The organism is Devosia ginsengisoli (genome assembly GCF_007859655.1).
GTDB classification, from domain to species: Bacteria; Pseudomonadota; Alphaproteobacteria; order Rhizobiales; family Devosiaceae; genus Devosia; species Devosia ginsengisoli.
Window position 1 is genome coordinate 1,826,027 of record NZ_CP042304.1, and the last position, 13,895, is coordinate 1,839,921.

The window sequence follows — 13,895 nt, forward strand, 5'->3', positions numbered from 1 at the left end:
CCGGCCACTCTCATTGCTTTTGCAACGCCTTAGAGCGCGCCGATGGACCAGAAGAAGGTTTCGCCCGAGCTGTCGTCGACGCCATCATTGTCGGTGATCACGAAGCCGTTGCCGGCAGCGTCGACCGCGAAGCTCTCGACCTTGTCGACCACATAGCCGTTATTGGCGGCAAGATCGGGCACCAGGTCACGCACCAGTTCCTTGGTCACGGTGGGCAATTCGCCGCCCAGTTCGGCCGGAACCAGCTCGCTTACCGGTACACGGTAGAGCGCCTTGAGAGCGGCCTTGCCCGCGATCTGGTTGTCGCGCTCGATGATATAGGCGTAGTCACCGTGCACGGTGATTTCGCTGAGGCCGACCCAGCCGCCTTCCGGCGCCGCTTCGAGCGGATAGCGCACCGCGCCCCATTCTTCGGTCTCGAGGTTGTAGGAAACGAGCTTCACGAAGCCCTTTTCGTCATCCTTCCATTCGCGCTGGATGGCGATCCACAGCGTGTCGCCGATCTTGGCCACGCCTTCCGAGCCCGACCGGGTTTCGCCGGCCAAGAGGGCCGCCGGATAGGCGATCTCGTCTTCGATCTCGCCATCGGCATTGACGTGGTAGAGCGCATGCGGGGTCAGCTTGGCCGTATCGCCTTCCGAAGCCAGCCAGAAGCCGCCTTCGCCGTCCAGCGTGATGCCTTCGAGGTCGAGCTTCTGCGCGGGAACGCCATTGCGGGTCACCACGGTCTTCTTGACGATGCGGGCCGGCTTGGCCGTTGCGTCGATCTCGTAGATATAGGCTTCGCTGAAGGCGCTATCGCTGACGGCATAGAGAATGCCCGGCTTTTCGGCATCGCCCACGGCGCCCGAAAGTGCGGCCCAGCCGATCGGCTTGCCGCCGGCATCGAGGTCCGACATGATCTGGGGATAGGCCGGCTCGCTTTCGCTGAGCTCGAAAATCATGACATGGGCGCCGGCCAGCCCGTCGGGGCTGAGATCGGTTTCATTGGCGGTCACGTAGAGATTGCGCGACGGAATGGCCAGCGCGCCCTCCGGGCCAAGGCCCGAGGGGACCGACTGCCAGTATTCCGGCACATCGCCGGTATCCTTGTAGATGGCGACCAGCGAGGAACGTTCCTGATTGACGAAAATGAACTTCGTCTCGCCGAACGTGCCGACTTCCATGCCTTCGGGCTCGACGCCCTTGGCGTCCGAACGGCCTTCGGGATAGTGGCCGAGTTGGGCGGCGATATATTCCATCGACGGGCCGCTCTCATAGAGCTCGGTGCCGTCCTTGTGGAAGATGGTGAAGCCGCGCGAACCGCCTTCATAGTCGCCTTCATTGGCGATGATAATACGGTTCTCATCGAGCCACTGCACGGCATCGGGCTCGCGCTTGCGGCCGGGCTGGCTCTCGGTGAAGCTCAGGCGACCGTCTTCGGTGGCATCGATCCCTTCGAGGTCGACACTGCCGGCGCTGAAATCATTGATGATTGCGCCGGTTTCGCCATTGAGAATGACAATGTGGTTGTTTTCCTGCAGCGTCACAGCCAGTTCGTTGAGGCTGTTGAAATCGGTATATTCCGGCTCGGCATCCTCACCGGCGAAATCGGCTACGCCGGCCAGTTCGGTGACGCGCATCGTACCGCAATCGACCGTGCCGTCGGCAACGTCGAAGAAGGTGATATTGCCGCTCGGCAGTTGCGGGATCACGCCGTCGTTGAGGTCTTCATTGCGCTGGTTTTCCATCGAGATGGCGATCAGCGAGGCGTCGGCATTCTTGGCGATGGCGTCGGGCTGCCCGCCCAGGTCGCAGGTGGTCTCGATGGTCTTGGTCGCGATGTCGATGACCGAGAGATAGCCGGTCGGAGCGGTGAAATCCTCGGTCGTGTCTGAGGTCACCAGCGCCTTGCCGCCGATGACGGTGACCGAGGTCGGGCCGCCATCGAGCGCCACGAAGCCTGCGGCCTTTGGTGCGGTCGGGTCGGTGATATCGACAAAGCCGATGCCACCCAGCAGGGCATTGGAATAGACCAGCGTCATGCCGTCTTCGGTGGCGGTGATGATCTCGGCCGAATTCTCGACGCCGGCTTCGGCATCGGGATTGTTCAGCGCCACCGGGAAGCTGGCGATGCGGTTGAAATATTCGGCGGCGGTAACCGAAGCCGTGGTAGCCAGCAATGCGGCGGTGATCGCGACCAGATGTCTTGGCTTAAGCATGATGGAGCCCCTGTTGGAATAGGCTCCGCATAGGGCCGCGGAAAGACAGCGCCGTGACACAACCATGACGGATCGGTGACAGGGCGGCGTTCTATACACCAGGCCCGCCAGACCCTATATTGCCAACGAGAACAAAATAAGATTCGTCAATCCCCGCGCTGCGTCTGCCGGCCCCGGCACGCGGCGATGGAAAGGCCCCTAATGCCCGGTGCACCCCACCCTATCGACCGCCCCTCTGCCGGGCCGATCACCAGCCAGTTCGGCCGGTCGCAATCGCCTGATTATCTCAGGGGCCTCAACGAGGAACAGCGCGAGGCCGTGCTGACCATTGACGGTCCGCTGCTGGTGCTAGCCGGCGCCGGTACGGGCAAGACGCGTGTGCTGACCACCCGTATCGCCCACATTCTCACCACCAAGCGCGCCTGGCCGTCGGAAATCCTGTCGGTGACCTTCACCAACAAGGCGGCCCGCGAGATGAAGGAGCGCATTGGCCACCTCGTCGGATCAGGCGTCGAGGGCATGCCGTGGCTCGGCACGTTCCACTCCATCGGCGCCCGCATCCTGCGCCGCCATGCCGAACTGGTGGGGCTGAAGTCGGACTTCACCATTCTCGATACGGACGATCAGATCCGCCTCATCAAGCAGCTTCTCGACGCCGAAAATATCGACGAAAAGCGCTGGCCGGCCCGCCAGTTCGCCGGGATGATGGACACGTGGAAGAACCGGGGCCTGCTGCCCAAGGACATTTCGCCGGCCGACAGTGGCAGCTACGCCAATGGCCGCGGCGCCAAGCTCTATGCCGACTATCAGGCCCGACTCAAGGTGCTCAACGCCGCCGATTTCGGTGACCTGCTGCTGGAAAACATCCGCCTGTTCCGGGAATACCCGGACGTGCTGGCCTATTACCACGGCAAGTTCAAATATATGCTTGTCGATGAATACCAGGACAGCAACACCGCCCAATATCTCTGGCTGCGGCTCCTTGCTCAGGGAAAACCCGCAAGCGAAGCCAATATCTGCGTCGTCGGCGATGACGACCAGTCCATCTATGGCTGGCGCGGCGCCGAGGTCGACAACATCCTGCGCTTCGAGAAGGATTTTCCCGGCGCCAAGGTCATCAAGCTGGAGCGCAATTATCGCTCCACCTCCAATATCCTCAAGGCCGCCTCGACCCTGATCGCCTTCAACGAAGGCCGGCTTGGCAAGACCCTGCAGACCGATGTGGGCGAACAGGGCGAGCCGCTTTCGGTCACCTCGCTGTGGGACAGCGAGGAAGAGGCCCGCACCATCGGCGACGAGATCGAGAACTATCAACGATCAGGCGAAGCCCTCAATTCCATGGCTATCCTGGTCCGCGCCTCCCACCAGATGCGCTCGTTTGAAGAGCGCTTCATTACGCTGGGGCTGAACTATCGCGTCATCGGCGGGCCACGCTTCTACGAGCGCAAGGAAATCCGCGACGCCATTGCCTATCTGCGGGTGGTCTCCAACCCATCCGACGGGCTGAGCTTCGAGCGCATCGTCAATGTGCCCAAGCGGGGCCTTGGCGATTCGACCGTGCAGATCATCTACAATGCCTCCCGCGCCGCCGAGGTCTCGCTGCTCGCGGCCACGCGCATGCTGCTCGAAACCGAAGAGCTCAAGCCCAAGCAGCGCTCCACCCTGCGCGAGCTGGTCGGCCAGTTCGACAACTGGTCGGCCCGTCTCAACGCCATGCCGCATTGGGAGCTGGCTGAGCAAATCCTCGACGAAAGCGGCTACACCGCCATGTGGCAGGCCGACAAATCCCCCGATTCCCCCGGTCGCCTGGAAAACCTCAAGGAACTCGTGCGCTCGATGGAAGAGTTCGAGACGCTGGGCGGCTTTCTGGAACACATCTCGCTGGTGATGGACCGTGACACGGCTGAGGCCGAGGACGCCGTGTCCATCATGACGCTGCATTCGGCCAAGGGGCTAGAATTCGACACGGTTTTCCTGCCCGGCTGGGAGGAAGGCCTGTTCCCCAGCCAGCGCACCATGGACGAAAGCGGCCGCGCCGGGCTCGAGGAGGAACGGCGCCTGGCCTATGTCGGCATCACCCGGGCCCGCAAGCGCGCCCGTCTCTCGGTCGCCCAGAACCGCCGCATCAACGGCCTCTGGCAATCGGCCATCCCGTCCCGCTTCCTCGATGAACTGCCGGCCGACGCCGTCGAGGTCAAGGATACCGGCTCGTCCTATGGCGGCTACGGCTATGGTGGCGGCGCCACCAGCCGCTTCAACAAGGCCGACCCGTTCGAAAGCGTCTACGAAACCCCCGGCTGGCAGCGCGCCCGCGCCCAGCAGGGCAATCGCAAGAGCGCCGGCCCCCTGACCATCGAAGGCGACCTCGTCGCCCGCTCGGTCGACCTGGGCAACGACCGCTCCGCCTTCGGCGTGGGCGAGCGGGTGTTTCATCTGAAATTCGGCTACGGCGCCATCATCGACATCGAGGGCAACAAGCTCAGCATCGAGTTCGAGAAAGCCGGTCGCAAGAAGGTGCTGGAGAGCTTTATCAAGAAGGCTTGAGGGGCTCCGGCTCCTCCCCATTCCCGATGTCACCCCGGCCTTGAGCCGGGGCCTATCCCGAGGTCGTTCCGCTGCCGCGAGGTGGACCGTTCGAAGCACTTCGCCGTTGAACAGCCATCTCAGATGGATCCCGGCTCAAGGCCGGGATGACACTGTGGTTGTGGCTGCTCCGTGGCTAAGGAAACCGCTTCCCAATCTCCGCCACATAAGCCTTCGCCAACCGCTCGAACGTCTCCACGTCCAGCGCGATCTCCTGGCCCACCGCGATGCCCGCCACGGCCTTCTCCGCCTTGTACTTGATCGTCTTGTTCTCCTTCAGCACCCCGTCATGCTCCATGATGGAAACGCTGAGCATCCGCACTTCGTTGAGCGGGTTGCCGTCCTTGCCTTCGGCGCCGCGCATGCGGTGCATGAAGTGGTGATCGAGGGCGAGGAGCATGGTGTTGAAATAGCCGGACGCAAAGCCGGCCAGCGCCGCTTCGGCCTTGGCATTGCCCTTTACCGCGGCTGCGAGCGCGGCATAGGCGGCGAGTTGCTCTTCCACCTTGGCGGCAGTCAGTTGCACATAGACTTCGTTATAGCTGGTGACGGCGAGCACGGCGAAAATCCCTTGGTTGCGGCCGGAAACCCGGCTCTCGATCCATGTCGGCCAGTCTGCCCGGACTTCGACATTTTTGGCCAAAGATTTCTGCGCCACTCTTTTGCGCGGACGCATGGCGGCTTATCTCTTGGCCCAGCACATCAGGAGACACCGCATGATCATCTCGACCACGCCCACGCTCGAAGGCCGCCCTGTCCGCGATTATCTCGGCATCGTCACCGGGGAGGTGATTGTCGGCGCCAATATCTTCAAGGACCTGTTCGCCGGCATCCGCGACATTGTCGGTGGCCGGGCCGGCGCCTATGAGGGCGCGCTGCGCGATGCCCGCCGGCAGGCCTATGAGGAACTGCGCTTCGAAGCCGAACGCATGGGCGCCGATGCCGTGGTCGGCGTCGATCTCGACTATGAAGTGGTCGGCCAGGGCGGTTCCATGCTGATGGTTTCGATCTCGGGGACTGCAGTGAAGCTCTAAAGCCCCACCCCGCCCAGTGGCTCGGTCTCGAACCGTTCGCCGAAGCCGGCGATCAGCGGCCGGGCCCGCGCGATGGTGGCCTGTACCTGGGGCAATTGCAGCGAGCCGGCATGGCTTTCCTTGCTGTCCCAGGCCTCGGTGATCCAGAGCCCATCCTCGCTATCAGGGTCGCGCGCGATGATGTAGCTCAGGCAGCCAGGCATGGCGCCGACATTCTCGAGCAGGATGGCCAGCAGCTCCTCGCGCTTGCCCGGTGCCGCCAGCATCTTCCCGATCAATCCGTACATCCCTGTCCTCCGCCGAATCTACACCACCCCGCCGATACGGGGATAAGTCAGATTGACCTCGCGGCGGACATGGCGCAACTAGGCGCCGAACAAAGGATTTTTCGCCATGGCCGTCGACCAGCTCTCTTCCATCCCGCTCACCAAGGACCAGGCCTATGCACTGGTCGATGCCGTGATGGAGCGGGACGACCTGGCATTGACCGCCTCGGCGCATGAGAATGAAGAGACCGGCGAATGGATTTTCGAGGCGACCTGCGACAGCCCGCCCGATGTTGATTCCTTTGTCGAACTGGCGCGGCAAACCCTTGGCGGCGCTGTGGAATTTTCGGTGGCGCCTGTCGATCCTGAGATCAACTGGGTGGCCAAGTCGCTGGAGGGCCTGGCCCCGGTCATCGCCGGGGGCTTCTATGTCTATGGCAGCCACGAGACCGGGCCGGTTCCCGGTGGGCTGACGCCGATGAAAATCGATGCGGCACAGGCCTTTGGCACCGGCCACCACGAAACCACAACCGGATGCCTCGAAGCCATCGACAAGGTGCTCAAGCGCCGCCGACCGCGCCATATGCTCGATGTCGGCACTGGCACCGGCGTCCTCGCCATCGCTTTGGCCAAGCGCACGCGGACCTCTGTCATCGCCAGCGATATCGACCCGGTTTCGGTGACCACCACGATCGACAATGCCGCCCAGAACGGGGTGGGCAAGCTGATCGTCGCGCTGGAGGCGACCGGCGTAAACCACTCCACGATCATAAGAAATGCGCCCTATGACTTGATCGTCGCCAATATCCTGGCTGGCCCGCTGGCCGCTTTGGCGCCTGCTATCGGGCGCATTGCCGGGCGCGGCGCCACGGTGATCCTGTCGGGCATTCTGGAGCATCAGGCGCGTGGCGTGATCAACGCCTATGCAAGGCAGGGCATGGTGCTGAACCAGAAATTGCAGCGCAAGGACTGGACCACGCTGATCCTCGAAATGCCGTAACGCGCAGGCCGAATAGGTTAGCGCACTGTTAGCATTGACGAAGCCGAAGTGTGAATCGCGTAGCGAGGCGGCGCCGAAGTTCAAGCCCTCATGGTGAGCTTGTCGAACCACGAGGGCGGGCGAGTGGAGCTATCGTGCCACGCCCTCGTGGTTCGACAAGCTCACCATGAGGGCTGCTGGAAAAAAGCAAAATCCCCGAAGCGGGCTCCGGGGATCGACAGATCGTCAGCAGTAAACTGCAGCGCCTTACGGACGCTTGGTGAATGCGCCGATCGAGCTGGTGCTGCATGCGGTAGCTGACCTGGCGGCTCGATTCACGACCGCGGGCGTCAATGACGGACCCCAGGGCCTTGCGGAAATCGTTCTTGCTCTCAGTCATCTCAGTCTCCATGCACGCGCGGCGATGGTCTGTTGCCACCGTCACGATCCATTTAGTCTCGCGCGTAAAGTTTGGTTAGGCCCTCTGGGTCAGACCAGCCCTGCAAAACGCGCAAGTCCCGTTACCGCTTCGTTAATTTTTCGTTCAGCTTGCCGTAATCACGCTCATAGCGTGCCACATAGTGACGAGCCTGGCGTTCGCGGCCGGCGATCAGCGCGTCGAAAGCCCGGCTGAAGAAATTCTTGTCGCGTTCCATCTTCGCTCTCCTTCGTTCTGCGACTAAGGTAGGCCGAAACTGGCGGTTTACTACGCCCCAAACGTCACGACAGCCATGACCGGAGCGCAACCCGGCCGAAGGACACATTATGACAGCCCAGAGTTTTCCGCCCGCCATATTCCAGAGTTTCGAGGAAAAGGCCGACAGGAAAACGGTGGCGCCCCGCCTCGCCGCCTTGCGCGAGGCCATGGCCAAAGCGGGTGTCGATGCCTTCCTCGTTCCGCGCGCCGACGCGCATCGTGGCGAGTCCGTTCCGGCCTCTGACGCCCGGCTGGCCTATATGACCGGGTTTACCGGCTCGGCCGGACTGGCCGTGGTCGGAGCGAAGAAAGCCGGCTTGTTCGTCGATAGCCGCTACACGATCCAGGCGCCGGCACAGACCGATACCGGCAAGGTGAAGGTGCATGAATGGCTTCAGGGCGGCCTGTCGCCACAAGTCGCCGACTATGTGCCCAAAGGCGGCACCATTGCATATGACGCATGGCTGCATACGCCAGCCGAGATCCGCGACCTGGCGGCCAGGCTGGAGGGGCGGGTGAAGCTGGTGCCCGGCCCCAACCTGGTGGACGCCATCTGGACCGACCGCCCTGCCCCGCCGGTTTCGCCGATCGAATTTCTCGGCCATAACCGCGCCGGCCAGACCGCGCCGGACAAGATCGCCGAAATCCAGCATTCCATTGCCGCCGACCATGCCGATGCCGTGGTGCTGACCCTGCCCGAATCGATCTGCTGGCTGCTCAACATGCGCGGCCGCGACGTGCCCAACACGCCCTTTGTGCTCGGCTTCGCCATTGTGCCGAAAAAGGGCCAGCCGACGCTCTATCTCGACAAGGCCAAGATCACCGACGAATTGAAGGCCGCCTTGGCCGGGGTGGCGAAAGTGGCTGCCAGCAAGACCCTGCCCGCAGCTTTGGCGCGGCTGGGCAAGGCCGGCAAGGCGGTGATGATCGACCCCGCCACGGCCCCCGAAGCCATCGTCGCGGCGCTGAAACAGGCCGGGGCAAAGCTGGTGGAAAAGCGCGACCCGGTGCTGCTGCCCAAATCGCGCAAGAATCCGGCTGAACTGTCCGGCATGCGCGAGGCGCACCTGCTCGATGGCGTGGCCCTGGCCAAGTTCCTCGCCTGGTTCGACACCGCCGCGCCCAAGGGCGGGTTGACCGAAATCGGCATCGTCACCGCGCTCGAAGCCTTCCGCCGCGAGGAGGAAACCTGCGTCGATGCCAGCTTCGACACGATTTCCGGCGCCGGGCCGAACGGGGCCATCGTGCATTACCGGGTGACCGGCAAGACTGACCGCGTGCTCAACCCCGGCGAATTGATGCTGGTGGATAGCGGCGCGCAATATCTGTCGGGCACGACCGACATTACCCGCACCCTCTCGACCGGCAAACCGAGCGATGAAGAACGCGACCGCTATACGCGCGTGCTCAAGGGTATGATCGCCATTTCCATGACGCGCTTCCCCAAGGGCACGACCGGCGCGCAGATCGACGTGCTGGCGCGGCAATTCCTGTGGCAAGCCGGCCTGACCTATAATCACGGCACCGGGCATGGCGTGGGCGCCTATCTCGGCGTGCATGAGGGCCCGGTGGGCATTTCCCCGCGCTACACGACGCCGTTCGAGGTGGGGAATGTGATCTCCAACGAGCCGGGCTACTACAAGGCCGGCGCCTATGGCATCCGCGTCGAGAACCTGATCACGGTGGTGGAGAGCGTGGATTTCCCGGGTTATCTGGAATTCGAGACGCTGACCCTGGCGCCAATCGACAAAAGGCTGATCCGCAAGTCGCTGCTGTCGGAGGCGGAGCGGGAATGGCTAGACGCGTATCACCACCGGGTGTGGAAAGAGGTGGGGCCGCTTGTGAAGGGGAAGGTCAAGGACTGGCTAAAGGAGGCGACTGGGGCGCTGTAGAGGCGCCTAGACTAGCTGGCTGAAATTGCGCTGGTGCTTATCGCCCCACCCCACCCTCGGTCCCTCCCCATCAAGGGGAGGGAGGCGCCAGCACAGAGACCAGTGTTCATCGTCTCCCTCCCCCTTGTGGGGAGGGATTAAGGGTGGGGGTGGGCCACACACTCAGGAGCTAGGGCGCCCCTCAATACCCCGCGGCCGCCTCGGCGAAAATCTCTGTCAGCCGGTATTGATTATCCGGATTGGTGGAAACCACATCGTCGATCTTCCAGCCGCCGTCTTCCAGCACCAGTTCATAGCTCAGCGCGCGGGGCTCGCCGAAATTGCGGAAGGTGACGTCGACCGTGGCGGCATCGCCGGCCATTTCGGGGGCGCCGATTTCCAGCTCGGTAATGTCGTAATCCTGCCCGTCGATATAGGGGTCGAAGCTGATGGCGCCCATTTCGCCTTCGCCCGCCAGCTCCACGTCATTGTCGTAGAGCGCCTGCAGGGCCTGCGAGCGGAACTGGCTCTCGTCCTCGGAGAAGGTGTCGCTGAAATAGGGTTCGTAAAAGGCTTCGAGCAGCGCTTGCGGCGTCTCGTAGGGCTGGGCGGCGGCAAGGCTGGTCAGGGCCAGGAACAGGCCGGTGGCGAGAGCGGCGAGGCGCATGGAAATCTCCGTAGATCAGTTGAACCAGAGCGCGAAGCCCGGCCAGTTGTCGCCGAAGACGCGATTGGCGTCGGCAAACGCCTCGGCATCGGCAATCGGGCCATCCTTGAGATAGGGCAGCGCGCCAAGGCCGGTGAACAGCATGACCAGGTCGGTCTCGGTCGCCGTATCGAAATACGCCTTGAGATCAAAACCCTGCTTGAAGCGCCAATGCGGCAGCAGCAATTCGCCATTGAGGATCTCGTCGAGCCTGTCGAGCGTGGCCAGCCATGCCGCGACCGTCTCTTCCGTCACCGGCGTGTCGGGCACCAGCGAGGTCTGGTGCGGGCCGGGGACCAGCTCCCTGTCATCGTCGGTCTCGACCAGGATCAGCTCCCAGTTCTTGCGCGACAGGGCAGTGATGGACAGCAGGCGCTCGCGCACCCCCGCCAGCCGCGCCGCATCGGTGACCGGGAAATCGGCCGTGTGGATGGCCGCGATGATGTCGGCGATGAAGGTGTCGCTGTCAGGGTCCATGAACAGCGTGCCACCGCGCGAATAATCCTGCATCGGCAGATCGGCCTCGGGGAAGACGCGGTGCAGATAGGCATCGTAGAATTGCGAGAAATCATGGGCCAGCAACAGCTCAGCCGGGGTCGAGATAATGGTGCTGTAGCCGGCCAGCCAGATGGCATCGGCATTGTCGAAGCCGATGGTCAGGTCCGGGGCGGGCTCGGGCCTGGTCTTGCTCTTGCCTAACGGAGGCGGGCCATCGGGGGCGGGAATATCGGTGAATTCACCCAGCGGGCCGAGCAGTGACGCCAGGGTTTCGCCCGGCTCGGCCGTGCCATTGCCGTCGAGATCGATCCGTACCTTGAGCGGATCGATGGGAATGACGAAGCCGGTGCCCATATCGGCCATTTCGAAATGGCCGCGCGCCACATCGAGCAGGCTGGTGAATTCCTCGAGAATGTCGCGCAGGCCCTGATAGGTCAGCGGTTCCGGATCGGGATTGGCCGGGCGCGCCGGGGCGTCGAGCCCCATGCCGAACAACATGGCCATGGCCGGCGAATTGGGTGCCGTCACGCCATGGCGATAGAGCGCCTGCGCGGTGCGTTCATAGGCGGTGACCAGATCGAGCATGCCGAGCGCGAAGCAGGCATCGGCATTGTATTCGTCGCAGCGCTGCAGGGCCAGGTCGCCGATCTCGGCGAGGGTGCCATCATAGAGGCGCTGGGCCAACTGGTCGCCAACCTCGCTGGCGGAGGCCGCAGCCGGCAACAGCATGGCGGCCAAGGCAACCGCAGAAAAACCCCTCATCACACTCTCCCTCGTGACGTCTCGGTGACGCTATTTGCCGACGCGTACGAACCACTCGTCTTCGCTGATGACCTCGACGCCAAGCGCTTCGGCCGTTTTCAGCTTGGAGCCGGCGCCGGGGGCGGCGATCAGGATATCGGTTTTCGCCGATACCGAGCCCGCCACCTTGGCGCCCAGCCGTTCGGCCATAGCCTTGGCTTCCGATCGTGTCATTTTTTCGAGGGAGCCGGTGAAGACCACCGTCTTGCCGGCGACGGCGCTGTCGGCGGAGACATTGACGATGTAGGGCTTGGGATTGACCTGGGCCAAGAGGGCATCGAGCACGTCGTCATTGCGCTGGTTGCCGAAGAAACCGACCAGCGCCTCGATGACCGTGCCGCCAATGCCATCGACCGAGGGGAAGACGCTTTTGGGGTCTTCGGCGGCGGCGGTTTCCTTGCCCACCTTGATCAGCTCTTCCATCGTGCCGAAGGTGCGGGCCAGGGCGGCGGCCGTGGTCTCGCCGATATGGCGGATGCCCAGCGCGAAGATGAAGCGATCGAGCTCGGGCTCGCGGCGGGCATCGATGGCGGCAAACAGCTTGTCGAGGCCTTCATAATTGCGGTCTTCGACGGCGCGGACATTCTTGCGCACCTTGCCCGAGGCGGCTTCGCGGATTTTCGCCTGCTCCTCGCGGCGCTCGGCCAAAGCCTGCTGCACGGCGGGGCGACGATCCCGGAGCGTGAAGATATCGGCGGCGGTCCGCACGAGGCCCTTGGAGAAGAACAGCTCGATATTTTCCGCGCCCAGCCCTTCGATATCCAGCGCCCCGCGCGACACGAAATGCCTGAGACCTTCCACCGCCTGGGCCGGGCAGATCAGCTCGCCCGTGCAGCGGCGGCGGGAATCTTCCTTGCCGGTCTTCTCGTTGATCTCGCGCGTGGCGGGCGACTTGCAGATCGGGCATTCGTGCGGAAACTGGTAGGGCACGGCATCGGCGGGGCGCTTTTCCAGCACCACGCGGACGATCTGGGGAATGACATCCCCGGCCCGCTGGATGACGACCGTGTCGCCGATGCGGATATCGATCGGCTCGTCGCCGCGGATCGGCAGGCCATTGCTGTCGATGCCGGCAATATAGTCCTCGTTGTGGAGGGTGACGTTTTCCACCACCACGCCGCCCACCGTGACCGGCTCCAGCCGGGCCACCGGGGCCAATGTGCCGGTACGGCCGACCTGGATATCGATGCGCTTGACCGTGGTGGTCGCCTGCTCGGCGGGGAATTTATGGGCCACGGCCCAACGCGGCTCGCCGGTCACGAAGCCCCAGCGGCGCTGCAATTCGAGCTGATCGACCTTGTAGACGACGCCGTCGATATCGTAGCCGAGCGAGGAGCGCTGTTCCTCGATCTTGCGATATTGCGCGATGAGTTCGTCCACCGACTTGGCCCGCACCATCAGCGGGGACACCGCAAAACCCCATTCGGCGAATTTCTGCACCGCGTCATATTGGGTGGGCGCCGGGTCTTCAGTGGTAAAGCCCCAGGCATAGGCGAAGAAGCGCAGGTTGCGGCTGGCGGTAACCGAGGCATCCTTCTGGCGCAGCGAGCCGGCGGCCGTGTTGCGCGGATTGACGTAATCCTGCCCGCCGGCAGCGGCGGAACGGGCCTTGAGCGCCTGGAACTCGGCATAGGTCATGTAGACCTCGCCACGGATTTCGATGGTCTGCGGCCAGCCCGAGCCTTTGAGCTTGTCGGGGATGTCCTTGATGGTGCGCAGATTGGCCGTGATGTCCTCGCCGACCGCACCGTCGCCACGCGTGGCGCCCTGCACGAATATGCCATTCTCGTAGCGCAGGGAGGCGGATAGCCCGTCGATCTTGGGCTCGGCGGTGAAGGCGATTTCCAGGCCCTCGTCGCGCTGGAAGAAGCGCCGGCCCCGCTCGAGGAAATCGACCACATCCTCGTCGGTATAGGCTTTGGCCAGGCTCAGCATGGGCACGGCATGGCGCACCTTGGCAAAGCCCTCGGCCGGCGGCGCACCGACCGACATGGAGGGACTGTCCTCGCGTACCAGATGGGGGAAGGCTTCCTCGATGGCGTCGTTGCGACGACGCATCGCGTCATAAGCGGCGTCGGTAATCTCCGGCGCATCCTTCTGGTGATAGGCGATATCGGCCTCGGCAATGGAAGCGGCGAGGCGGGCCAGCTCGGCGTCCGCTTCCTGTTCGGTGAGATCGTCGACGGGTTTGGTGGACAGGTCGGTCATGGGATTACTCGTTAGACGGGGCGCCAACTTATCGGAGACCTCATGGTGAGC

11 protein-coding genes are annotated in these 13,895 nt (G+C 63.4%); 4 read left to right on the plus strand and 7 right to left on the minus strand.

Annotation, left to right across the window (positions count from 1 at the left end; genetic code table 11):
- Positions 1-29 precede the first annotated feature (29 nt).
- The gene (locus FPZ08_RS09010; RefSeq protein WP_146289661.1) at positions 30-2,201 is read right to left on the minus strand and encodes an esterase-like activity of phytase family protein; all 2,172 of its coding nucleotides are present in this window, start codon (positions 2,199-2,201) and stop codon (positions 30-32) included.
- Positions 2,202-2,402: 201 nt separating this feature from the next.
- Here FPZ08_RS09010 and FPZ08_RS09015 point away from each other — a divergent pair, with 201 nt between their 5' ends.
- Complete coding sequence (locus tag FPZ08_RS09015) at positions 2,403-4,745, plus strand: ATP-dependent helicase (protein WP_246132838.1); 2,343 nt, start codon at positions 2,403-2,405, stop codon at positions 4,743-4,745.
- A 175-nt stretch (positions 4,746-4,920) separates the two neighbouring features.
- On the opposite strand, the gene FPZ08_RS09020 is transcribed toward FPZ08_RS09015, so the two are convergent.
- Positions 4,921-5,427: a hypothetical protein gene (locus tag FPZ08_RS09020; RefSeq protein ID WP_146289663.1), complete on the minus strand. Its 507-nt coding sequence runs from the start codon at positions 5,425-5,427 to the stop codon at positions 4,921-4,923.
- A 73-nt stretch (positions 5,428-5,500) separates the two neighbouring features.
- On the opposite strand from FPZ08_RS09020, the gene FPZ08_RS09025 reads away from it, so the two are divergent.
- Positions 5,501-5,818: a heavy metal-binding domain-containing protein gene (locus FPZ08_RS09025; RefSeq protein ID WP_146289664.1), complete on the plus strand. Its 318-nt coding sequence runs from the start codon at positions 5,501-5,503 to the stop codon at positions 5,816-5,818.
- Here the strand turns inward: FPZ08_RS09025 and FPZ08_RS09030 are convergent.
- On the minus strand, positions 5,815-6,105 hold the full coding sequence (locus tag FPZ08_RS09030) for a putative quinol monooxygenase (protein ID WP_146289665.1): 291 nt from the start codon (positions 6,103-6,105) through the stop codon (positions 5,815-5,817). The genes FPZ08_RS09025 and FPZ08_RS09030 overlap by 4 nt on opposite strands.
- Before the next feature lie 106 nt (positions 6,106-6,211).
- Between FPZ08_RS09030 and FPZ08_RS09035 the strand changes: the two genes are divergently transcribed.
- Entirely contained in the window at positions 6,212-7,084 is an 873-nt protein-coding gene (locus FPZ08_RS09035) for a 50S ribosomal protein L11 methyltransferase (protein ID WP_146289666.1), read from the plus strand.
- 500 nt (positions 7,085-7,584) lie between these two features.
- Here FPZ08_RS09035 and FPZ08_RS22605 read toward each other — a convergent pair whose 3' ends face one another.
- Positions 7,585-7,719, minus strand: coding sequence for a hypothetical protein (locus FPZ08_RS22605; RefSeq protein ID WP_281285681.1), 135 nt, complete (start codon positions 7,717-7,719; stop codon positions 7,585-7,587).
- Between the two features lie 109 nt (positions 7,720-7,828).
- Here FPZ08_RS22605 and FPZ08_RS09040 point away from each other — a divergent pair, with 109 nt between their 5' ends.
- Entirely contained in the window at positions 7,829-9,652 is a 1,824-nt protein-coding gene (locus FPZ08_RS09040; RefSeq protein ID WP_146289667.1) for an aminopeptidase P family protein, read from the plus strand.
- Between the two features lie 181 nt (positions 9,653-9,833).
- On the opposite strand, the gene FPZ08_RS09045 is transcribed toward FPZ08_RS09040, so the two are convergent.
- From FPZ08_RS09045 to ligA, 3 genes are read right to left on the minus strand one after another with little or no spacing between them, the layout of a single operon-like run.
- On the minus strand, positions 9,834-10,298 hold the full coding sequence (locus FPZ08_RS09045; protein ID WP_146289668.1) for a DUF3828 domain-containing protein: 465 nt from the start codon (positions 10,296-10,298) through the stop codon (positions 9,834-9,836).
- A 15-nt stretch (positions 10,299-10,313) separates the two neighbouring features.
- On the minus strand, positions 10,314-11,597 hold the full coding sequence (locus FPZ08_RS09050) for a hypothetical protein (protein WP_146289669.1): 1,284 nt from the start codon (positions 11,595-11,597) through the stop codon (positions 10,314-10,316).
- Positions 11,598-11,627: 30 nt separating this feature from the next.
- On the minus strand, positions 11,628-13,835 hold the full coding sequence (gene ligA / locus FPZ08_RS09055; RefSeq protein WP_146293038.1) for an NAD-dependent DNA ligase LigA: 2,208 nt from the start codon (positions 13,833-13,835) through the stop codon (positions 11,628-11,630).
- Between the last annotated feature and the right edge of the window lie 60 nt (positions 13,836-13,895).

Excerpts from the sequence above, each read along its gene's own strand:
- FPZ08_RS09040 (WP_146289667.1), top strand. The coding sequence starts at position 7,829 with ATGACAGCCCAGAGTTTTCCGCCCGCCATATTCCAGAGTTTCGAGGAA.
- FPZ08_RS09030 (WP_146289665.1), bottom strand. The coding sequence starts at position 6,105 with ATGTACGGATTGATCGGGAAGATGCTGGCGGCACCGGGCAAGCGCGAG.
- FPZ08_RS09035 (WP_146289666.1), top strand. The coding sequence starts at position 6,212 with ATGGCCGTCGACCAGCTCTCTTCCATCCCGCTCACCAAGGACCAGGCC.
- FPZ08_RS22605 (WP_281285681.1), bottom strand. The coding sequence starts at position 7,719 with ATGGAACGCGACAAGAATTTCTTCAGCCGGGCTTTCGACGCGCTGATC.
- FPZ08_RS09025 (WP_146289664.1), top strand. The coding sequence starts at position 5,501 with ATGATCATCTCGACCACGCCCACGCTCGAAGGCCGCCCTGTCCGCGAT.
- FPZ08_RS09045 (WP_146289668.1), bottom strand. The coding sequence starts at position 10,298 with ATGCGCCTCGCCGCTCTCGCCACCGGCCTGTTCCTGGCCCTGACCAGC.
- FPZ08_RS09015 (WP_246132838.1), top strand. The coding sequence starts at position 2,403 with ATGCCCGGTGCACCCCACCCTATCGACCGCCCCTCTGCCGGGCCGATC.
- FPZ08_RS09010 (WP_146289661.1), bottom strand. The coding sequence starts at position 2,201 with ATGCTTAAGCCAAGACATCTGGTCGCGATCACCGCCGCATTGCTGGCT.
- FPZ08_RS09050 (WP_146289669.1), bottom strand. The coding sequence starts at position 11,597 with ATGAGGGGTTTTTCTGCGGTTGCCTTGGCCGCCATGCTGTTGCCGGCT.